The organism is Aureimonas sp. CAS (assembly GCF_059838215.1).
Genome location: NZ_CM187563.1, coordinates 1,891,385 through 1,912,546 on the forward strand (window position 1 = coordinate 1,891,385; position 21,162 = coordinate 1,912,546).

The window sequence follows — 21,162 nt, forward strand, 5'->3', positions numbered from 1 at the left end:
GGTTCAGCCCACCACTTCCAGGCCCATGGAGCGGGCGGAGCCCTCGACCATGAGCATCGCCGCATCGACGTCGTTCGCGTTCAGGTCCTTGAGCTTGGCCTCGGCGATCTCGCGCACCTGGGCGCGGGTGACCGAACCGGCCTTGACCTTGCCCGGCTCCTTGGAGCCGCTGGTCAGGTTGGCCGCCTTCTTGAGGAAGAAGCTCACGGGAGCCGTCTTCATCGTGAAGGTGAAGGACTTGTCCTGGTAGTAGGTGATGACGACGGGGACCGGGGACCCCTTCTCCATCTCCTGGGTCTGCGCGTTGAACGCCTTGCAGAACTCCATGATGTTGATGCCGCGCTGGCCGAGGGCCGGGCCGATCGGGGGCGACGGGGTCGCCGAACCGGCCTTCACCTGCAGCTTGAGCTGGCCTGCAATCTTCTTAGCCATATCTCTGCCTTGTCCTATTCAGCCCCTCGGGGCCCGGTGCAGTGGCGCGGTCCGGTTCCGGAAGCCGGCTACAGCTCCCTCGCCTCCCGCGCCGTTCGGAGCGCCAGGCGCTCCTTTCCGTCAGACCTTCTCGACCTGACCGAATTCGAGATCGACGGGCGTCGCGCGCCCGAAGATGGAAACCTCGACCTTGAGACGCGCGCGCTCCTGATCGACCTCCTGGACGATGCCGTTGAACGAGGCGAACGGACCATCGGAGACGCGAACGCTCTCGCCCACGTCGAACGACACGGTCGGCTTCGGCCGCTCGACGCCGTCCTGCACCTGCGTCAGGATCTGCGTCGCCTCGGCCTCCGAGATCGGCACCGGACGATTGTCCGGCCCGAGGAAGCCCGTCACCTTCGGCGTGTTCTTGATCATCGAGAACACGGCGTCGGTCAGCTCGGCCTTCACCAGGACGTAGCCCGGGAAGAACTTGCGCTCGGCGTCCACCTTTCGGCCGCGGCGCACCTCGACGACCTTCTCGGTCGGGACGAGGATCTTCTCGAACTTGTCCGACAGACCCTTCTGACGGGCCTGCTCCTCGATCGATTCGGCCACCTTCTTCTCGAAGTTCGAGTAGGCGTGGACGATGTACCAGCGCGCGGTCATGAAAGAATGCGAACTCCCGTTGTCAGCCGACGTTCATCACCAGGCCGACGACGTAGCCGAGAACCTGATCGGCCACGAAGAAAAAGGCGGCCGCGAAGGCGACCATCACCAGCACCATGATCGTCGAGATCAGGGTTTCCTTGCGGGTGGGCCAGGTGACCTTCGAGGTCTCCGTGCGCACCTGCTGCAGGAACGTGAAAGGGTTGGTCTTGGAAGCCATACACCGCCCATGACATGAAGACGCGGTCAGGGCAAGCGCTTTGCCCCGCGCGTCCTTTATCTCTGATAGGCTTAATAAACCCCTTGGCAAGGATTCACAAGGGCCGGATCGGACCGCCCTCCTCCGGACCCGGCGTCCGCCTTGTTACGCGCGGGACACACATGGGCGCGGTTCAGACGAGAGCGGGCAACCGCTCGTTGACTCCCCGATCATGCCGTCGTGAAACTTCCCAAACGTCATTCTTTGATCGTCTAAAGAATGTCTCGCTGCTTTCGCGTGCCCCGAAGCCCGAAAGGCCGCACCCTTCCGATCCGCGCCCCGGCGTACGGTTGGCGAAAGGGTCGGCTGCGAATTCGGACCGAAGGTCACGGTAGGATGAGGTCCGCGTTGGGTACGCAAGCACGATTCGCGGGAGGCTTTCGCGCCCTCGTCGGCCTCTCCGGCGCGCTCGCGCTCGCGGGTTGTATTCAGGGTGGGCAACCGGAGCTGCCGTCGCGGTCCCGCAGCATCCCGCTGGAGGACGCCTTCGTCTCCGCGCCGGTGGGCGGGCCGGAGGTCACCAGCGTCGTTCAGGAGCGGTACCCGAACGCCACCGAGCAGCGGATCTTCCTCGCCAACCGCTCGCTCCAGAGCGGCTCGAACTATCTGCAGGTCCAGTATTTCGGCCCGGTGGGCAACAGCGGGACGGGCCGAACGCCCCTTGCGAACTCGCGCCTCGCGACGGCGGACCTGCGCAGCGAGATCCGCGCCGCCGTTCCCGGCGTGCAGATGGTCCAGTCTCCGCTCTTCGTCCAAAATCGCTACGGTCCGTTCGGCTATGCGGCCGGGCGCGCGCCGAACGGCGACGTCTGCGTCTACGCCTGGCAGCGGATCGCCGGCGTCGATCGCAGAACGCTCCTTCTTCGGGACAGGGGAACGATCCAGATCCGCCTTCGCCTGTGCGACCGGGCCGCGGGCGAGGAGCGCCTTCTCTATTCCATGTACGGCCTGACGATCCGGGCCTTCTTCTCCAACCTCTCCTGGAACCCTTACGGCGATCCCAACATGGCCGATCCGCGTTTCGGCGGCGTCGGGCAGCCGATCCTTCCGGTTGGCGCGAGAGGCTTCGAGCCGGTCACCGGCGTGGTTGCGGCCCCGGCGCCCGCTCAGGCGAGCGCGCCACCGAGGCGGCGAAGCGCACCGGCCCGGCCGGCGGCGGCACCCGCCGTGCAGCCCGCCGTCGCCGCGCCGGCGCCGGTCCAGCAGCTTCCGGCGCCGATCGGACCGCTGGTCCCGCCGCCCCCCGCAGCGGCGACGATCGCGCCCGCCGCGGGCGGGAGCGCCGCGTCGTCCTCCTCCGCCGCTGAGTCGGCCGCGGCGGTTCCGCCGCCGTCCTCGACCTGCGCGCCCGCAGACCGGCAGGCCGGCACATGCTGAAGGCGCTCACCATCATCCTATGGGCCTGCGCCGCCGCGTTCGCCCTCCTCGTCATCGCGCTGCCGATCAGCGTGCAGTCGCAGCTCATCGCCGTGCTTCTGGTCCTGGCGGTGATGGTGGTCATCAAGACGCTGAACCTGAGCAGCGGCTGGCGGCTCGTCGCCCTGGCGCTCGGGACGGCCATCGTCCTGCGCTACGTCTACTGGCGCACGACCGGCACGCTGCCGCCGGTGAACCAGCTCCAGAACTTCATTCCCGGCTTCCTCCTGTATCTCGCCGAGATGTACTCGGTGTTCATGCTCTTCGTGTCGCTGTTCGTTGTCGCGGCGCCGCTGCCGCCGCGCCAGCCGCGACAGCAGGGCCCGTCCGACCGCTTCCCGACGGTCGACGTCTTCGTGCCGACCTACAACGAGGACGCGGCGCTTCTGGCCAACACGCTGGCCGCCGCCCTGCAGATGAACTACCCGTCCGACCGTCTGAAGGTCTGGCTGCTCGACGACGGGGGGACGCTCCAGAAGCGAAACTCCGTCGATGCCGGCGAGGCGCGCAACGCCGAGCTCCGCCATCGCGAGCTGAAGGCGCTCTGCGCCGAGCTCGGCGCCATCTACCTGACCCGCGAGCGGAACGAACACGCCAAGGCCGGCAATCTCAACAACGGCCTCAAGCACTCGATCGGCGAACTCGTGGCGGTCTTCGACGCCGACCACGCGCCCGCGCGCGACTTCCTTCTGGAGACGGTCGGCTATTTCGACGAGGACCCACGCCTCTTCCTCGTCCAGACGCCGCACTTCTTCCTGAATCCCGATCCGCTGGAGCGCAATCTGCGCACCTTCGAGAAGATGCCGTCCGAGAACGAGATGTTCTACGGCGTCATCCAGCGCGGCCTCGACAAGTGGAACGCGTCCTTCTTCTGCGGCTCGGCGGCGGTCCTCTCGCGCAAGGCCCTTTCGGAGACCAACGGCTTCTCCGGACTGTCCATCACCGAGGACTGCGAGACGGCGCTCGAGCTGCACTCGCGCGGCTGGAACTCGATCTATGTCGACAAGCCGCTGATCGCCGGCCTGCAACCCGCGACCTTCGCATCCTTCATCGGCCAGCGCTCGCGCTGGGCGCAGGGCATGATGCAGATCCTGCGCTTCCGCTTCCCGCCCCTGAAGCGCGGCCTCTCCCTGCCGCAGCGTCTCTGCTACATGTCCTCGACGCTGTTCTGGCTGTTCCCGTTCCCGCGCGCGATCTTCCTGATCGCCCCGCTGTTCTACCTCTTCTTCGGCCTGCAGATCTTCACGGCCTCGGGCGGCGAGTTCCTCGCCTACACGCTGACCTACATGGTCGTGAACCTGATGATGCAGAACTATCTCTTCGGCTACTATCGCTGGCCGTGGATTTCCGAACTCTACGAGTACATCCAGACGGTCCATCTCCTGCCGGCGGTCATCTCCGTCGCGCTCAATCCGAGCAAGCCGACCTTCAAGGTGACCGCGAAGGACGAGTCGATCCTGCACTCGCGCCTGTCGGAGCTGAGCCTGCCCTTCTTCGTCATCTTCGCGGTGCTGACCGTCGGCGTGGCGGCGACCGCGTGGCGCATCTACGCCGAGCCCTACCGTGCGGACCTGACGCTGGTCGTCGGGGCCTGGAACCTCCTCAACCTTCTCCTCGCCGGCTGCGCGCTCGGGGTCGTCGCCGAGCGCGGCACGCCGTCCCAGTTCCGCCGCGTGAAGGTCGCCCGGCGGGGCGAGGTCGTCCTCGACGGCGTGACCTATCCGGCCAACATCGAGGACGTGTCGGTCGGCGGGGCGCGCGTGCGCGCCTTCGGAGACCCGCCGTCGGAAGCGCGCAGCGCCGAGATGCGGTTCAAGCCGACCGGATCGGACGAATATGCGACGCTGCCGATGACGGTGCGCCGCGTCGGCCCCCTGTCGGACGGCTTCACCCTCGGTCTTCAATACGCCACCACCGAGCCGAAGCAGGCCTTCCTGATCGCGGACCTCGTCTTCGGCTCCTCGTCGCAATGGCAGTCGTTCCAGAAGTCTCGCCGCCGCAATCCCGGCGTTCTGCGCGGAACGCTCTGGTTCTACTGGCTCTGCGTCTTCGAGACCTATCGCGGCTTCTTCTATCTCATGCGCGGATCGACGGCCAAGCGCGCCAAGACGGGCCGCAGCGCCTCGGAGGCACGCCTATGAGGTCGGCGATCGTTCTCGCGGCGCTCGCCGCACTCAGCCTCGAGGCGAGCGCGCAGCCCTCGCCGTTCGACATGTCGTCCGAGGGAACGCCTCCCGCGAGCGAGCAGGACGCGAGCGACGACGTCGGCCCGTCCGCCGTGTCTCCGTCGGAGGCTCCCGCCCCTTCCGCCGCGCCGGCCAGCCCCGCCCAGCCGGGCGGCGCACCGGCGAGCGACGGCGCACCGCCGCCCCCGGCCGCCACGACGGCCATCGGTCAGCGGCAGATCGTGCCGGCGGCATCCATTTCGCTGTCCGGAGAAGTCGCGCATCGCCGCTGGGCCATCTTCCTGACGGAAGCCGAAGCGGCGAATGCCGAAAGCGTGCAGATCGCCTATCAGAGCTCGATCCTGGTCGCGCCGGAGGCCTCCAGCCTGCGCTTCATCGTCAACGGACAGACCGTGATCGACGCTCCCGTCGCCTCGCCGGAGGCGGTCTCGGAGATCGCGGTCGCGGTGCCGCCGAACGTCCTCCAGGCGGGCCTCAACACGATCGCCTTCGAAGCGTCGATGCGCCATCGGACCGACTGCACGGTCCAGTCGACCTACGACCTGTGGACGGAGATCGACGGCGCGCGGAGCTTCATCACCTTCGGCGACGCCGCCGAGACGCGCCCCCGCGCGCTGGAGGACGTTCGGGCGGTCGGGTTCGACGCCGAGGGTCTCACCCGCTTCAACATCGCGATCGCGCCCGAGACGAGCGTTCAGGCGTCGCAGTCGATTACGCGCCTGTCGCAGGGGCTCGCCCTCCTGGGCGCGACGCCCAATCAGGTCGTGACCGTGACCGAGGGCGGCCCCGCGCCCACCGAGACGGGCTCCCTCTCCGTCCTTGTCGGTCCTGCGGGGGCCTTGGAAGCGCTCCTGCCGTCCTTCCCCGGTCAAGCCCGGCTCGGCGCCTATGCCGATTTCGTGGAGGGCGCCGACGGCGAGCCGGTGCTCCTCCTCTCCGGCCCCGACTGGAGCTCCGTCGAGGCGGCCATCGACCGTCTGGTCGCGCCCGTCGACCGCCCCAGCTCGGTCCGTCGCACCAGCATCGCCAATCCGGGCTGGACGAGCCCCAGCGCGCCGCTCTTCTATTCGGGCGGTTCGCTGCCGCTGCGCGATCTGGGCGTTGCCACCGAAGAGTTCTCGGGCCGCCGATACCGGACCGAGTTCGACGTCGCCGTGCCGGCCGACTTCTATGCCGAAGCCTACGGCCGGGCGACGCTTCTGCTCGACCTCGCCTACACGGCCGCGGTTCGTCCCGGTTCCACGCTTGACATCTACGTCAACGACAACATCGCGACGACGATTCCGATCGGAAGCCGGACGGGCGAGGTGCTTCGCAGCTTCCCCGCCTCCGTCTCGCTCCAGAATCTGCGTCCCGGCTCGAACACGATCGCGATCGAGGCGATCATCGACGCGGAGGCGGACCTCGCCTGTCTGCCCGGCACCTCGACGGGCGGAGAAACGCGGTTCGTCCTGTTCGATTCCTCGACGTTCCAGATGCAGGACTTCGCCCGGATCAGCTCGCGACCGGACCTTTCCGCCCTGTCCGGGAACGGTTTCCCGTTCAATACGGCCGAAGCGTCCTCGCCGCTCCTGCTCGGCGACTACTCCACCGAGACGATGTCGGCCGCCGCGACCCTGGCCGCACGGATCGCCAGCACGGCCGGACGCATCGTCCCCTTCGACACCAATCTGCCGGCCTCCGCCGCGACGGAACGCGACGCCCTGTTCATCGGAGCGGCCGCGCGGCTTCCGGTGGGCGTGCTCCAGGTCGCCAACGTCTCGGAGACGCTGAGGAGCAGCTGGAGCGGCACCGAAATCGCGCCCGCCGCCGACGCTCCGTCGCGGATCTCGATCGATGACTGGAGCCAGCGGGTGAGCAGCCCCGTGGAACGGGTGACGACGTCGATCCAGAGCTGGCTGGAAGGGCGTTTCGACCTCTCCCTCGACGCCCTGCAGCTGATCCAGCGCCGGCCGGAGCCCTTCGAGGCGCCTGCCGAAAGCTCTCTCATCGTCGCGCAGGGCCTGAGCACGGATGGCGAACACAGCTGGACCGTCGTCACCGCGCCGAGCGCGGAACAACTGTTCGAAGGCGTCTCGGACCTCGCGCGGCAGGCGAACTGGAACGAGCTGTCGGGACGCCTGACCTATTACGACGAGGCGCAGACGGCCTACGCCTCCCTGCCGGCCACCGGCGCGACGCTCGTTCCGTCGGTCGAGCCCAGCTTCGGCAATCTGCGTCTGGTCGCCGCCAACTGGCTGTCCGAACGGCCGCTCGGCTATGCGCTCCTCCTGGCGCTGGTCTCGGTGGTGCTCGGTGCTGCCACGGCGACGATGACCTCAATTCTCGGGCGGCGCTCATGAGCCGTTCGGCGCTGCGCCATCTCGCGCTCGCGGTCGCCCTCCTCATGCCGTCCGCCGCCGTCTCCGCGCCCGAAAGCGGCACCGTCACCGAATCGGAGTGGGCGGCGTGGCGGGAGCGCTTTCTCGACGCGTCGGGCCGGGTGGTGGACGATGGCAACGGCGGCATCAGCCACAGCGAGGGCCAGGGCTACGGCCTGATCCTCAGCTATCTCGCGGGCGATCCCGCCAGCTTCCAGCTCATCTGGTCGTTCACCCGCGACGAGCTGATGCTGCGGGACGACGGACTGACGGCCTGGACCTGGAATCCCGGTTCCGAGCCGCACGTCACCGACCTCAACAACGCGACCGATGGCGACATCCTGATCGCCTACGCGCTCGCCCTTGCCGGCAAGGGCTGGGGCGAGGCGGAGCTGACGCAGGCCGCCACCGACCTCTCCAAAGCCATGGCGCCGCTGATCTTCGAGCAGGGCGGCCGCCGCCTCATCCTGCCCGGCGCGACGGGCTACGCCCGCGGCGACCGGCCGGACGGCCCGATCGTCAATCCGTCCTACTGGGTCTACGAGGCGTTCCCGGTGCTCGCCGAACTCGATCCGGACGGCGGATGGCCGAGCGTGTCCGACGGAGGTCTCGGGCTTCTTCCCGACGCTCTGATCGGCCCACGCCGGCTGCCGCCCGAATGGCTGTCCGTCTCGGGTCGCCCCCGTCCCGCGGACGGCTTTCCGGCCGTCTTCGGGTACAATGCCGTGCGCGTTCCGCTTTACCTCATGCGTGCGGGCCTCGGCGACGACGCGCTCCTGTCCGGGCTCGCCGGTTCGATGCTGGGCGAGGCCGGCGTGCCCTCGATCGTGACGCTCGAGACGGGACGCGACGGCGAAGCCTTGAGCGAAGCGGGCTACCGCGTGATCCCGGCGGCCCTGTCCTGCGTCGTCGAGGGACCCCCCCTCCCCGCCGACTTGGCGACGTTCGAGCCGACGCTGTACTATCCGTCGACCCTGCACCTTCTCGCCCTGTCCCACCTGCGTGCCGAACACCCGGAGTGTCTGCCATGAGACATACTCTGCTTCTCCTCATGGCCGGGACGGCGCTCGTCGGCGAAGCGCTGTTCCTGTCGCGGCCCGCCGGAAACGAGCGTGCCGCGATCGGCACCGCCTTCTCGCAGGAGGAACCGGCGGCTTCGGACGCAGCCGAGCCCGTCGCCGGCGAGCCGCTCTTCGCGCAGGCCGGCCAGACTGCGCCATCGGCGCCCGCGCCCCAGACCTCGTCCGCGGAAGGCTCGGAGCCGCCTCGGGTCGACGAGACGGCGCTGCGCTATTTCGCCCAGCAGGGCGACACCGCCCGGCTCGAGGCCGAGATCGCCCGCCTGCGTTCCCTCTATCCGGGCTGGGAGCCCCCGGCCGATCCGCTCGCGATCCCGCAAGGCGGCGATCCGCAGCTCGACGCGCTCTGGTCGCTCTATGCCAACGGCCGCTACCCGCAGGTGCGCGAGGCCATCGCCGAACGCCAGCGCAACGAACCCGACTGGCAGGTTCCCCAGGACCTCCTGGACCGTCTGGCCGTGGCCGAAGCGCGCCGGCGCCTCGTGAACGCCTCCGATCTCGACCAGTACGAGACCGTGGTGCGCGTGGCGGCGGAGACGCCAAGCCTGCTCACCTGTGCCGACGTCGACGTCCTGTGGCGCGTCGCGCGAGCCTTCGCCGAGACCGACCGGCCGGCACGCGCGCTCGATGCCTATCGCTACGTCCTCGACAATTGCGACGACACGAACGAGCGTCTGGCGACGGTCCAGATGGCGAGCGAGAACCTCGACCGTTCGGCGGTCGACGAGCTCCTGTCGCTGGAGCGGACGGGGTCCGACGGCGTCGGCGAGTTCGTCACGGTGCGCACGGACCTCGCGCGGGCGGCCATCGCGGCCGCCGGAGAGGACCCGGACGCGGAGGTCGCGTCGTCGGACGTCGCCCTTCTGACCCGCGTGGCGGACGAGACCCGGTCCGCCTCCGATCATCTCCTGCTCGGCTGGTATCATCTCGGCCAGACCGATCCCTCGGACGCCGAGACCGCGTTCCGAGGCGCCTACGAGATCGAGGAGACGGCCGAGGCGGCGCGCGGACTGTCGCTCGCTCTGATCGAACTGCGCCGCTTCGCCGACGCCGAGGAGGTCTCGCGCCCCTATGCGGACGAGAGCGAGGACGACCGCGAGGTCTACGCCGCCGCCGCCGCGAACCTCCTCTCGCAGCTCCCGCCGCCCGACCTCTCCGCCGAGCAGCTTCAGACGATCGTCGCCGTGACGGCGGAGATCGGCGACGCCAATCTCGCGCAGCAGATCGGCTGGTACGCCTATTCGATGAACCAGTTCGCGACGGCGGACCAATGGTTCTCCACCGCGCTCGGCTGGGCCTCGGACACCGAGCCCGCGGCCTTCGGACAGGCGCTTGTGCGCCAGCGCGTCGGCGATCTCGCGGCGCTTCAGGCGATCCAGGCGAACTGGAGCCAGCGTTCGTCGCGCATCGCCCAGATCGGGCAGGTCGCGGCCGGCCAGCCCCAGCCCATCGTTCAGCAGCCGCTCGCTCCCCAGCAGACGGCCGCCCAGCCGGCTCCGACGCAGGCAGCGCCGATGCAGCCGATCGCGGCGGCAACGGCTCCGATGGCCTTCGCGCCGACGCAGACGCAGAGCCCGCCGGCTCATCCGCCCGTCGCCGGACAGGTTCAGAGCGCTCCCGTGCCCGTCCAGCAGGTGGCGTCCCCGGTCGCACCTTCGGTCCAGTCCACCACGATCGCCGCCGGCGTCGCACCCGGTCAGGTCGTCGAGGCCCCCGTCGCGCAAAGCGCGCCGCCCGCAGCCGCTCCGGTCACCGTCGCGCCGAGCGTGCGGCAGGTTCGCGCGCCCGCCGCTTCGCCCACCGCGTCGAATTGCGCATCGACGGTCGATCCGCGCACGCTGACGCCCGAAACCGCGCTCGCCCGCGGATGGTGCCTCATGGAGATCGACCGGCCGCGCGAGGCGGCTCCCGCCTTCGAGGTGGCGCTGCTCTCGCGGTCCGAGGCAACCCGGCGCGACGCCGCCTACGGCCAGAGCCTCGCCTATCTGCGCGCCGGCCAGCCCGATCGGGCGGCGGTGGCCGCGACGAAGGCCCCGCAGACGCGCGACCGCCAGCTGGAGCTGGAGATCGCGCTCCTCACCGATCAGGCCACGGAAGCCTTCGAGGCCAAGCGCCCGGTCGAGACGCTGATGGCGCTCGACGCGCGCGCCGCGCTCGCCCCGGAGCGGCTCGATCTGATGGTCCTGCGGGGCTACGCCTATCTCGAGCTCAGGCGCTTCGCCGACGCCGAGCGCGTGTTCAGCGCGGCGGCACGGGCGGGAAGCCGTGAGGGCGAGCGCGGCGTGAACGTCGTCCGCGAGGCCCGTCAGTACGTGTCCACCGGCGGCTGAGGCCGACCCTGCCTTCGCTCGCAGACGTTCCTTGCCCGGCTTCGGCTTGAAGCCCTTCTTTCCGTTGCGCGGGGCACCCGCTCCGCGGACGCAAAAAAGGGCGGCCGAAGCCGCCCAATTTGGCTGGAGTATCAGGTCATGACGAAACCTGATGCCCCATAAGGGCGCGTACGCCCGTTTCGTTGCGCGCAATCCACGCCCGATCGATCTCTCCCGCCCCTGCGACAGGGCACCGCAACCAAGCTCCCGCTTGGGCGTTAGCGCAGATTGCTCGTTCCGCGAGCCGTTCGGCATGCGGTTTCAGAACACAGGTTCAGGAGATGACGATGTTCCGCGACAAGCCTTCCGCCTACGACAGGCTTCAAGAAGCCATGGACGATATCGGCACGAGGCTCGCCGACATCGAGGCGCAGGCTGCCGACCGGCTCGGCTACCGTCCCTCGCGCTGGGAGCGTCTCCGCCGCTCGGCCCACGACGGATTGTCCTATCTGCCGGGCTTCCAGCAGGAGAGCGTGGCGTCCCGCTACCTGCCGAGCTTCCTGACGGGCTGGTCGATGCCCGACGCCTCGGACGCTCGCCATTCGCTGGAGCGCGCGCAGCGCTCCCTGCGCGACGGGGCGCACGAAGCGCGCGGCTACCTGCCCGCCCTGTCGAGCATCAACTGGCCCGAACTTCGCGCGCCGCGCCGGACGAGCTTCCGCCGCGGGATGGAGGCGCAGCGCGGCATCGACTATTTCCGCCATCGCCCGGAGCTGACGACGGCGCTGGCGATCGGCGGCGTCGCGGTCGCGCTCGGGGCCGCGTTCTACGTGTCGAAGAAGATCGCCGACCACGCGGAAGAGCCGGAATACGAGACGGTCCGGCGTGACGGCGAGGTCTCGATCCGCGACTACGACGCCATGCTGGTGGCCGAGACGATCAAGAGCGGTTACCACGAGAAGGCGCGCAAGGCCGGCTTCGAAACGCTCTACGACTTCATTCGCGGTGGAAACGCCTCGAACAAGAAGATCGCGATGACGATCCCGGTGCTCCAGCAGCTGTCCGACGGCGAAGGCCAGGGCAAGGGCTGGGCGGTGCGCTTCGTCATGCCGAAGCGCTATGCGAAGTCCACCCTTCCCAGCCCGTCCTCGTCCGACGTCACGATCTCGGAAGTGCCGGCGCGGCGCATGGCCGTCGTCGAGTTCTCCGGGGCGTTCAGCGCGTCGCTGGCCAGCAAGAAGCTGATGGCGCTCTACAACTATCTGGCCGACGAGGGTCTGAAGCAGAAGGGCGACCCGATCTACGCCTTCTACAACCCGCCCTGGGTTCCGGGCTTCATGCGCCGCAACGAGATCCTCATCGAGATCGAGCGCTGACCGACATCTAAACCTGAAGCAGCGTTAGTTCGAAGGCCCGGCTCCGCCGGGCCTTTTTTCGTTCCATCACCGTTCATGTACAGAATGTAAAATAGGTATTCTCACAATTCTACAGTTGCCCTTTTTCTGCCGCATTTAAGGCACGCACTCCCGTCATATGTACTTGTCTCGGGAGCTTTTTATGAAAAATCTTCGTAGACTGTCCAGTGCACTTGTTCTGAGTGCGGCGACTTTTGCTTCGCAGCCGATCCATGCCCAAGGGCTCGGCGCGGATATCGGCGGCATCTCCGTCGGAGTGGGTGAAACCGACAGCGGAGGGCTCGGTTTCGGCGTATCGGTCGGCGGAAGCGAAGGCGCCAATGTCGGGGCGGGCCTCGGCGGAACCAGCGGCAGCGGCCTGGGCGCCGGGGTCGGCGCCTCCGTAGGCGGCAGTAACGGCGTCAATGCCGGCGCGGGCGCCGACATCGGCGGCTCCGGCGGAACGACAGCCGGGCTGGGCGCCTCGGTGGGCGGCAGCAGCGGCATCAACGCGGGCGCCGGTGCCGGCATCGGCGGCGGCGGCGGCGTGAACGCGGGCGCAGGTGCCTCGGTCGGCGGATCGGGCGGTGTGAATGCCGGTCTCGGTGCCGGAGTGGGCAGCGGCGGCATCGACGCCGGCGCTGGCGCGTCCATCGGAGGCCCGGGGGGCGTGAACGCCGGAGTCGGCGCTGGCGTCGGCAACGGCATCGACGTGGGTCTCGGGGTTTCCATCGGCGGCCTTGCACCCGGCGGACCGGGCGGACCAGGCACGCCCGGCGGGCCGGTCACACCGGGCACTCCGGGTGGCGTGAACCCGCCTTCGGTGCCGGGCACGCCCGGCGTCCCTGGAACGCCCGGACGTCCGAACGTACCGGCGGTTCCGAACCAGCCGATCGGGCGGCCGCCGGTGAGCCAGCAGGCAGCACTGAACCAGTTCAGCCAGATGGATCAGGCCGAGCGTCAGGCGCTGGTCCAGCGTTGCAGCGCGGTCATGATGGATCCGAACCGCTATGATCGCGGACTGGTCGGTCTCTGCCGCCTCCTGCAGAGCGCGACCACGAACTGAGAACACGGGCGTCGTCGATCCTCGGCGCCTGAAGATGACGGCGTCCGGACGCATCGCGTGTCCGGGGGCCGTTTCGCATTCAGCGGCTAACCCACGTCTGACTTGAAAAAGACGGGTATTATGTTACCAAAACAGCCAACTCATTGTTTTGTTTCGGCTTGAACGCGGGCGAGACGTACGAAAGAGCCTACGGACGGCTTGCGAAACGTCTCGCCTCCCGATAAGAGACCTCCATCAAGTGCGGCCCCGGTGCCGTGCTTTTTCGTATGGTGGCGGGCGTTCTTCCGCGACCGACGCCCCAAACGACCAAGGAACGACCATGAAGACCTTCTCGCAGAAGTCCGAGACGGTGGAGAAGAAGTGGATCCTGATCGACGCCGAAGGGCTCGTCGTCGGCCGCCTCGCCTCCCTCGTCGCGCTTCGCCTCCGTGGCAAGCACAAGCCGACCTTCACGCCGCATGTCGACGATGGTGACAACATCATCATCGTCAACGCCGACAAGATCGTGCTGACCGGCAAGAAGTACGAGAACAAGACCTACTACTGGCACACCGGCTATGCCGGCGGCATCAAGGAGCGCAAGGCGCGCGAGATCCTCGAGGGCCGCTTCCCGGAGCGCGTCGTCGAGAAGGCCGTCGAGCGCATGCTGCCGCGCGGCCCGCTCGGCCGTCGCCAGCTGAAGAACCTGCGCGTCTACGCCGGTGCCGAGCACCCGCACACGGCGCAGACGCCCGAGACGCTCGACGTCAAGGCGCTCAACTCCAAGAACTCGAGGGCTGCATAATGGCCGAGCTGAATTCGCTGCAGGACCTTGGCAACGCCAACGTCTCCACGACCGAGGCCGCTCCCGTCCACGTGCAGAAGCTCGACCAGTACGGTCGCGCCTATGCCACCGGCAAGCGCAAGGACGCGGTCGCCCGCGTCTGGGTCAAGCCGGGCTCCGGCAAGATCGTCATCAACGACAAGGACTTCTCGGACTATTTCGCCCGTCCGGTCCTTCAGATGGTGCTGCGTCAGCCGATCGTCGCCGCTGCGCGCGACGGCCAGTTCGACATCGTCGCGACCGTCGCCGGCGGTGGCCTGTCCGGTCAGGCCGGTGCGGTTCGCCACGGCATCAGCCGCGCCCTCACCTATTACGAGCCGGGCCTGCGCTCGGTCCTCAAGAAGGGCGGCTTCCTGACGCGCGACTCGCGTACGGTCGAGCGTAAGAAGTACGGCAAGGCCAAGGCCCGCCGGTCCTTCCAGTTCTCGAAGCGCTAAGCGTTTCGCCAGAGCTTCGAATTCGAAAAATGCCCGGCCCTCGCGCCGGGCATTCTCTTTTAAGCGCCCTCGCTCATCTTGGTGCCAGCCGGCCCTCGCACCGGCAGAGCCGGAAGACGACGATGCTTACAGCCTATACCAGCCGGAACGACCGGCTCGAACCCGTGTCGCTCGACGCCTTGGAACAGGCGGTCTGGATCGACCTGAACCGGCCGAGCGAGGAAGAGGTCCGGCGCGTCGAGGCCGTCGTCGGCGTCCATCTGCCGACGCGGGAGGAGATGGCCGAGATCGAGCTGTCCTCGCGTCTCTACGAAGAGGACGACGCGCGGTTCATGACCGTGACGGCCCTCGTCAATCTCGCCGAGCATCCCGAGCGCACGCCCGTCACCTTCGTGCTGAAGGACCGCGTGCTGGTCTCCATCCGCCATGCGGACCTCAAGACCTTCGAGGGTTACGCGACGCGCGCGACGCGGTCGAAGGCCGGCCCCTGCCAGAGCGGCGGCGCGGTTCTGCTCTCGCTTCTGGAATCCGTCACGGACCGCCTCGCGGACGCCCTGGAGAAGGTCGGCGCCGACATCGACCATCTTTCGCGCGTCATCTTCCGCACGCGGCAAGGCCGCGAGAAGGCGCAGGGACGCGACCTCGAAGCGCTGATCTCCGACATCGGGCATCAGGGCGAGACGATCGACATGATCCAGGAGAGCATGGTCTCGATCGGCCGCGTGGCGAGCTTCCTGACCGCGACGGAGGACGAGAACGCCACCGAGGCCGGGCACAAGCGAGTCTTCATGATCCAGCGCGACGCCAACGCCCTCGGCGAACATGCGATTTTCCTGTCCGACAAGATCAACTTCCTGCTCGACGCGACGCTCGGCCTGATCAACCTCGAACAGAACCGGGTGATGAAGATCTTCTCCATCGTCTCGGTCGTCTTCATGCCCGCGACGCTGGTCGCTTCGATCTACGGCATGAACTTCGACATCATGCCCGAACTGCACTGGACCCTCGGCTATCCCTACGCTCTCGTCCTGATGACGGTCGTGGCCGTCGTCCCTTTCCTGATCTTCAGGCGGAAGGGCTGGTTGTGATAAGGCGGCGGGCATGAGCACGAAGTCCATCGACCACGCCTTCACCGCCGGCCCGACCGGCGCCGCCAGCGACCCGACCTATGCGGGCGCGCTGTCCTTCATGCGCCGGCCCTTCACCAAGATTCCGAACGGCGCCGACGTTACGGTCTGGGGCGTTCCCTTCGACGCCTCCGTCTCCAACCGGCCCGGCGCGCGCTTCGGGCCGCAGGCGATCCGCCGCGCCTCGGCGATCTTCGACAACGACCCGCAATATCCGTTCGGCTTCGACCTGTTCGAGCAAGCCAGCGTCGTCGATTACGGCGACTGCCTCCTCGACTACCGGCTGCCCGAGACGGCGCACGAAGCGATCCGGTCCCAGGCCTCCGCGCTTCTCGGCCAGACGGGCTTCCTCCTGACGCTCGGCGGCGATCATTCGATCACCTTCCCGCTCCTGCAGGCCCACGCCGAAAAGCACGGACCGCTCGCGCTCGTCCACTTCGACGCCCATCAGGACACGTGGCCGGTCGCGACCTCGCCCTCGGGCGAGCGCCGCGTCGATCACGGCTCGTTCCTGATCGCGGCCGTGGAGGCCGGGCTTGTCGATCCCGGCCGCTCGATCCAGATCGGCATTCGCACCCATGCGCCGGAGACCTGCGGGCTGGAGATCATTCCCGGCGACGAGGTCGAGGATCTGAGTTCGGTCGAGATCGCCAAGCGCATCTACGAGCGCACGGGGGGCACGGGCGTCTATCTGACCTTCGACATCGACTGCCTCGACGTCGCCTTCGCGCCGGGAACGGGCACGCCGGTCTCCGGCGGACCGTCGAGCGCGAAGATGCTCGCGGTCCTGCGGCACCTGAAGAACCTCGAACTTGTCGGGGCGGACGTCGTCGAGGTCTCCCCGCCCTACGACCATGCCGACATGACGGCGGTCGCCGCGGCGAGCGTTGCGATGTATATCCTCGGCAATCACATCGAGCGGACGCGCGGCTGAACCCGTATCCGCTTGATCTGAAATCTTCACGACGCGATCTAACGCGTTGTCCGGCAGGAGAAAACGACGATGGCCAAGCCACGGATCTTCATCGACGGCGAACACGGCACGACCGGGCTGCAGATCCGCCAGCGCATGGAAGGCCGTTCCGACGTCGAACTGCTTTCGATCCCGGAGGCCGAGCGGCGCAACGCCGCGATGCGCGAGGATCGTCTGAACGAGGCCGACATCGCCATCCTCTGCCTGCCGGACGACGCCTCCCGCGAGGCCGTTGCCATGCTCGCCGGCTCGAACCGGACGCGCATCATCGACACCTCGACCGCCCACCGGGTCCACCCGGACTGGGTCTACGGCTTCGCCGAGCTCGAAGCCGCGCAGGCCGAGCGCATCCGCAACGCGCGGCTCGTCGCCAATCCGGGATGCTATCCGACCGGCGCGATCGCCCTCCTGCGCCCGCTTCGGGCGGCCGGGATCATCGCCGACGACTATCCGGTCTCGGTGAATGCCGTGTCGGGCTATACGGGCGGCGGTAAGCAGATGATCGCGCAGATGGAGGATGCCGGCCGGGAGGATCACCTCTCCGCGCCGCATTTCCTCTACGGGCTCGATCTGGCCCACAAGCATCTGCCGGAAATGCGCGAGCACGGGCAACTGACCCGCGACCCGATCTTCGCGCCCTCCGTCGGGCGCTTCCCGCAGGGCATGCTCGTGCAGGTTCCGCTGGTCCTCGACGAAGGCCGGAGCGGCGACGACGTGTATCGGGCGCTCGCGGCCCATTATGCCGGGCAGGATGTCGTGACGGTCGTCTCCCCGCAGGAGGCCGCCGGCCTGAAGCGGATCGACCCGACGGAGCTCGCCGGCCGGGACGACATGCGCCTCTACGTCTTCGCCTCGAAGACGGGCGGCCGCGTAAATCTCGTCGCCTCGCTCGACAATCTGGGCAAGGGCGCGTCGGGCGCGGCCGTCCAGAACATGGACCTGATGCTCGCGGCCTGAGCCGCGAGCCTGCGCCTCGTCAGGCGGCGGCCGGAGCCGGATAGGAACCCTTCATCGCGCGGGCGTGGATCACAACGCCCGCCAGCACCGCCACCGCGAAGGCCTGATGGATCAGCGCCCAGTGGATCGGAACCATCGTCAGAAGGGTGACGATGCCGATCGCGGCCTGCGACAGGACGAGCAGGACGACCGCCAGCGCCCCCTTGGCGTGGCGTGAGCCCGGCGCGATCGCGAAGGCCGCGATCGCATGAATCACCACGACTGCAGTCAGCAGATAGGCGCCCATGCGGTGCGTGAACTGCACGGTCATGACGTTCTCGAAGAAGTTCCGCCAGACCGGGGTCATGGTCAGCAGGTTCGCCGGGACCCACTGCCCGTCCATCAGCGGCCAGGTGTTGAAGGTCATGCCGGCGTTGAGGCCGGCGACCAGGCCGCCGAGATAGATCTGGACCAGCGTCAGAAGGACGATGAGCCCGCCGACCTTGGCCGAATGCGCCGTCGGCGGCGCCTCGCGCTCGTGCGTCACCAATCCGCGCGCGACCCAGAGAATGGACGCGAAGATGATGCAGGCGAGCGTCAGATGCACCGCGAGCCGGTACTGGCTGACCTCCGTCCGCTCGACGAGGCCCGAGGCGACCATCCACCAGCCGATCGCGCCCTGCAGGCCGCCCAGCGCCAGGAGCCCGAGCAGGCGCGGCTTGAGGCGGCGCTCGACGCGCCCGGTGAACCAGAAGAAGGCCAGCGGCAGCGCGAAGGCGAAGCCGACGGCGCGCGCCAGGAAACGGTGCGCCCATTCCCACCAGAAGATGACCTGGAATTCCTCCATGCTCATCCCGCGGTTGATGAGCTGGTACTGCGGGATCTGGCGGTAGAGGTCGAACTCCTCCTGCCATTCCTGCGCGGACAGCGGCGGGATGATCCCGTGGATCGGCTTCCATTCCGTGATCGAAAGCCCCGCCTCGGCGAGGCGCGTGCCGCCGCCGACCACGACGAGCGCGAAGACCATGAAGGCGACGACATAGAGCCATCGGCGGATCAGGCGGCGGTTCTCGATGTCACGGCTCGTCAGTGTGGGTTCGCTCGCGAAACCGATGAGGGGAACGGTGGTCATGGGCGGACTTCCTCGGCGCCGGAGCGCAACTCGTCGAAATCGATCGTATCCAAGGGCTTGCACGTGAAGCTTTGGGGCGTCATGTGAACCGAAAGGGCGCGTTCTGCAAGGAAGCCATTGCCGCACGCGCCGGACGAACGGGAGCGCGGGAATGTCGGTTCGGACCAAGAAGCTGATCGGCGTCTTCGTGCTTCTCGCGCTGATTCTGGTCTATGCGGTCTTCGCCACCGCCTTCGCGTCCGCCTATCTCGGCGAGTCGAGCGGCTTCGTCCATCTCGTCTACTTCCTGACGACCGGGCTTCTCTGGGTGGTCCCGGCCGCCATCCTCATCCGCTGGATGGAGCGCGAGCCCGGCGCCTGACGCCGGCTCGTTCAGGCCGAATTCAGCCGGCGAGGACGAGGGTGGCCAGACCGGCGTCTTCGAACTCCCCCGTCCGCCCCGCCGCATAGGCGCCGCCGATGACGAGCACGGCGCTGTCCTCGTCCGCCAGAAGCGCGATCTCGCTCGCGGCGAGCTGACCGCAATCGACGATGACATGATCGTAGGCCTCGCCGGCATGCGCGAGAACGGACCGGTCCTCCTGCGACAACGCGCTCGGCAAGCTCTCCACCGGAACGATCTCGATGAAGGGGCCCGAGCCTTCGGCAGCGTCCGAACCGCCGCCATCCGCGCGAGCGGAACAGGCGGACGAAAAGTCGAGAAGAAGGACGGACGCATCGGGTCCCGCGAGACGACGCGCGAGCCGTCGCGCCCTTCCGTGCGAACCTGGCGCCGATACGACGAAGACGCAGGAGACGGGCTCGATTTCCAGAGCCGCTGCGATCTCGCTCATCGAGACCGTTTCGAAGGGCGCTTCGGAATCGTCCGCCTGCCCCGACGACGAAACGGCAGCCCGTCCGTCCGGCTCCGCCTCGTCGCTCCGGTCGTCCGGCCCGGCGGAAGTCGCCCTGCGGCCGAGTCCGGCGACGGCCGCCCCCAGCACCGCTCCGACCATCGCGGCGACCAGCCCGACGGTCGTGAAGGGCTGAGGCAGCCGCCGCACGTCGCGCCGCGACACCACTGCCGCCTCTCCCTCCGGCGATCCGTCCCGGAGTCGCTCGACCAGTTCGGCGGCGGCCGCCTCGGCCAGCGTCGCCGCCGCCTCCGCGTCGTCGCTCCGGGCGGAGACGACGACGTCGCCGTCCGTTCCGGGAGTGATCGACAGGCGCTCCCGGATATGGCCGATGCCGACCTCCTCGGCCGCGACGGGGACCGCTCCGTGGAGGAGCGAGGCGATCCGCTCCGCGACGCTCGGCGTCCGCAGAAAAGCGCCGGCTTCGCCGAGGCGCGCGGCGACTGCGTCCGCGAACGGTTCCGACGCCCAGTCTTCGACCGAATCACCGGACGGGGGATCGGCGGCGGAAAGCCCCGTGACGACGGCACGAGCCTCGAAGCTCGGTCCCGCGACCCAGAGAGCCGACAGCGCCGCAACGGCGAAGACGAGAGCGCTCGTCGCCGCCGTGCGAGCGATGCCGAAGGCGGCGGCGCCTCTCGCTCGTCCCGGTTCGCGCGCAAACACGCCCATCAGCGGTCCTCGCGCCCCGGCACGGCCGCATCGGCCGAAACGAGCCGGGAACGGCCGCGGCTGAGCGGCGGCGCCGAAGCATGAACACGGGTCCTGAAAGCAACCATCGAACGTCCGAATCAACACCTGCCGCTCTACAGGCACGGGCCATCGCGCGGAACGCATGAGGGGTCGCTTGAGGCGGATTTACGGTCATTTAACCTTAACAGGTCTATATCTCCAGTTGCCGGATCGAAGTCGATCCTCAAGCATCGCCCGAAAACCGAATGGCGGTCTTCGGAAAGACCGGTGCGCCGAAACAACGAGATGGAGCGGCCATCGAGCGTCCGAACGGACGTGAGGCGCTCCGGATATGGAGCCGGACGATCATGGGGAACTGGACCGTCGCGCTCTGCGCCGCCCTCGCCCTCGTCTCGGGTTGCTCCAGCTACCAGCCGACGCCGGCCGCCTTCCATGAAGGGTTGAACGGGCCCTACCATCTCGACGCGGGAGACCGCGTGCGGATCACGGTCTTCGACGAGGCCGGGCTGACCAACACCTACGCCGTCGATCAGGCCGGCTTCCTGTCGCTGCCGCTCGTCGGCCAGTTGCCGGCCCGCGGTCAGACAACGTCCGAGGTGCGCGCCGCCGTCACCTCGCGCCTGTCGGACGGATTCCTGCGCGATCCCGACGTCTCGGTGGAAGTGGAGCAGTACCGCCCCTTCTTCATCATGGGAGAGGTCCAGTCGGGCGGCCAGTATTCCTACGTTCCCGGCATGACGGTGCAGAACGCGATCGCGGCGGCCGGCGGGTTCACCTCGCGCGCCAATCAGACCACCGTCGACATCACGCGGCAGGTGCAGGGCCAGGTCATCACCGGGCGCGTCGTCACCTCCGATCCGATCGTCCCCGGCGATACGATCTACATCCGCGAGCGCCTGATCTAGATCGAACTCGCAGACTCTCGCGCCTCTCCCGCTCCGTCCTTTAAAGGAATAGGAATGAGGCGGGCGTAGCCTTGCCCGGTCATCGTCGATC

19 protein-coding genes are annotated in these 21,162 nt (G+C 68.2%); 14 read left to right on the top strand and 5 right to left on the bottom strand.

Features of this window, described 5'->3' with window-relative positions; all coding sequences use genetic code 11:
- Positions 1-3: 3 nt before the first annotated feature.
- The 3 genes from rplK to secE all read right to left on the bottom strand — a co-directional run bounded on the left by rplK (position 4) and on the right by secE (position 1,303).
- Positions 4-432: a 50S ribosomal protein L11 gene (gene rplK, locus AC6R2M_RS09235; RefSeq protein WP_500481438.1), complete on the bottom strand. Its 429-nt coding sequence runs from the start codon at positions 430-432 to the stop codon at positions 4-6.
- Positions 433-552: 120 nt separating this feature from the next.
- Positions 553-1,083 carry a transcription termination/antitermination protein NusG gene (gene nusG, locus AC6R2M_RS09240; RefSeq protein ID WP_500481440.1) on the bottom strand — a complete coding sequence of 177 codons (531 nt, stop codon included), beginning with the start codon at positions 1,081-1,083 and terminating at the stop codon, positions 553-555.
- A 22-nt stretch (positions 1,084-1,105) separates the two neighbouring features.
- On the bottom strand, positions 1,106-1,303 hold the full coding sequence (gene secE, locus AC6R2M_RS09245; protein ID WP_500481442.1) for a preprotein translocase subunit SecE: 198 nt from the start codon (positions 1,301-1,303) through the stop codon (positions 1,106-1,108).
- A 387-nt stretch (positions 1,304-1,690) separates the two neighbouring features.
- Here secE and bcsN point away from each other — a divergent pair, with 387 nt between their 5' ends.
- From bcsN to argC, 12 genes are all read left to right on the top strand, one after another.
- Positions 1,691-2,719 carry a cellulose biosynthesis protein BcsN gene (gene bcsN / locus AC6R2M_RS09250; RefSeq protein ID WP_500481444.1) on the top strand — a complete coding sequence of 343 codons (1,029 nt, stop codon included), beginning with the start codon at positions 1,691-1,693 and terminating at the stop codon, positions 2,717-2,719.
- Positions 2,713-4,899 (top strand): UDP-forming cellulose synthase catalytic subunit, encoded by a 2,187-nt coding sequence (gene bcsA / locus AC6R2M_RS09255; RefSeq protein WP_500481446.1) that lies wholly within the window; start codon positions 2,713-2,715, stop codon positions 4,897-4,899. Before bcsN ends, bcsA begins: the two co-directional genes overlap by 7 nt.
- A complete protein-coding gene (locus AC6R2M_RS09260; RefSeq protein WP_500481448.1) occupies positions 4,896-7,286 on the top strand; it encodes a cellulose biosynthesis cyclic di-GMP-binding regulatory protein BcsB in 2,391 nt (796 codons plus the stop codon). Before bcsA ends, AC6R2M_RS09260 begins: the two co-directional genes overlap by 4 nt.
- Positions 7,283-8,335 (top strand): family 8 glycosyl hydrolase, encoded by a 1,053-nt coding sequence (locus tag AC6R2M_RS09265; RefSeq protein WP_500481450.1) that lies wholly within the window; start codon positions 7,283-7,285, stop codon positions 8,333-8,335. The genes AC6R2M_RS09260 and AC6R2M_RS09265 overlap by 4 nt, the downstream gene beginning before the upstream one ends.
- A complete protein-coding gene (locus AC6R2M_RS09270) occupies positions 8,332-10,713 on the top strand; it encodes a tetratricopeptide repeat protein (protein ID WP_500481452.1) in 2,382 nt (793 codons plus the stop codon). The genes AC6R2M_RS09265 and AC6R2M_RS09270 overlap by 4 nt, the downstream gene beginning before the upstream one ends.
- A gap of 320 nt (positions 10,714-11,033) precedes the next feature.
- Positions 11,034-12,068 carry an SOUL family heme-binding protein gene (locus AC6R2M_RS09275; RefSeq protein ID WP_500481454.1) on the top strand — a complete coding sequence of 345 codons (1,035 nt, stop codon included), beginning with the start codon at positions 11,034-11,036 and terminating at the stop codon, positions 12,066-12,068.
- A gap of 181 nt (positions 12,069-12,249) precedes the next feature.
- Complete coding sequence (locus AC6R2M_RS09280) at positions 12,250-13,152, top strand: hypothetical protein (protein WP_500481456.1); 903 nt, start codon at positions 12,250-12,252, stop codon at positions 13,150-13,152.
- Positions 13,153-13,471: 319 nt separating this feature from the next.
- Complete coding sequence (gene rplM / locus AC6R2M_RS09285) at positions 13,472-13,936, top strand: 50S ribosomal protein L13 (RefSeq protein WP_500481458.1); 465 nt, start codon at positions 13,472-13,474, stop codon at positions 13,934-13,936.
- Positions 13,936-14,412 (top strand): 30S ribosomal protein S9, encoded by a 477-nt coding sequence (gene rpsI / locus AC6R2M_RS09290; RefSeq protein WP_500481460.1) that lies wholly within the window; start codon positions 13,936-13,938, stop codon positions 14,410-14,412. The genes rplM and rpsI overlap by 1 nt, the downstream gene beginning before the upstream one ends.
- Before the next feature lie 122 nt (positions 14,413-14,534).
- Positions 14,535-15,500 (top strand): magnesium/cobalt transporter CorA, encoded by a 966-nt coding sequence (corA, locus tag AC6R2M_RS09295; protein ID WP_500481462.1) that lies wholly within the window; start codon positions 14,535-14,537, stop codon positions 15,498-15,500.
- A 13-nt stretch (positions 15,501-15,513) separates the two neighbouring features.
- Complete coding sequence (speB, locus tag AC6R2M_RS09300; RefSeq protein WP_500481464.1) at positions 15,514-16,473, top strand: agmatinase; 960 nt, start codon at positions 15,514-15,516, stop codon at positions 16,471-16,473.
- Between the two features lie 69 nt (positions 16,474-16,542).
- A complete protein-coding gene (argC, locus tag AC6R2M_RS09305) occupies positions 16,543-17,469 on the top strand; it encodes an N-acetyl-gamma-glutamyl-phosphate reductase (protein ID WP_500481465.1) in 927 nt (308 codons plus the stop codon).
- 19 nt (positions 17,470-17,488) lie between these two features.
- Here the strand turns inward: argC and AC6R2M_RS09310 are convergent, their stop codons facing one another.
- Positions 17,489-18,580 (bottom strand): COX15/CtaA family protein, encoded by a 1,092-nt coding sequence (locus AC6R2M_RS09310; protein ID WP_500481467.1) that lies wholly within the window; start codon positions 18,578-18,580, stop codon positions 17,489-17,491.
- A gap of 151 nt (positions 18,581-18,731) precedes the next feature.
- On the opposite strand from AC6R2M_RS09310, the gene AC6R2M_RS09315 reads away from it, so the two are divergent.
- Positions 18,732-18,941, top strand: a complete 210-nt coding sequence (locus tag AC6R2M_RS09315) for a DUF2842 domain-containing protein (protein WP_500481469.1) — start codon at positions 18,732-18,734, stop codon at positions 18,939-18,941.
- 22 nt (positions 18,942-18,963) lie between these two features.
- On the opposite strand, the gene AC6R2M_RS09320 is transcribed toward AC6R2M_RS09315, so the two are convergent.
- Positions 18,964-20,310: a hypothetical protein gene (locus AC6R2M_RS09320; protein WP_500481471.1), complete on the bottom strand. Its 1,347-nt coding sequence runs from the start codon at positions 20,308-20,310 to the stop codon at positions 18,964-18,966.
- A 203-nt stretch (positions 20,311-20,513) separates the two neighbouring features.
- Here AC6R2M_RS09320 and AC6R2M_RS09325 point away from each other — a divergent pair, with 203 nt between their 5' ends.
- Complete coding sequence (locus AC6R2M_RS09325; protein WP_500481473.1) at positions 20,514-21,071, top strand: polysaccharide biosynthesis/export family protein; 558 nt, start codon at positions 20,514-20,516, stop codon at positions 21,069-21,071.
- The last annotated feature ends 91 nt before the right edge of the window (positions 21,072-21,162 follow it).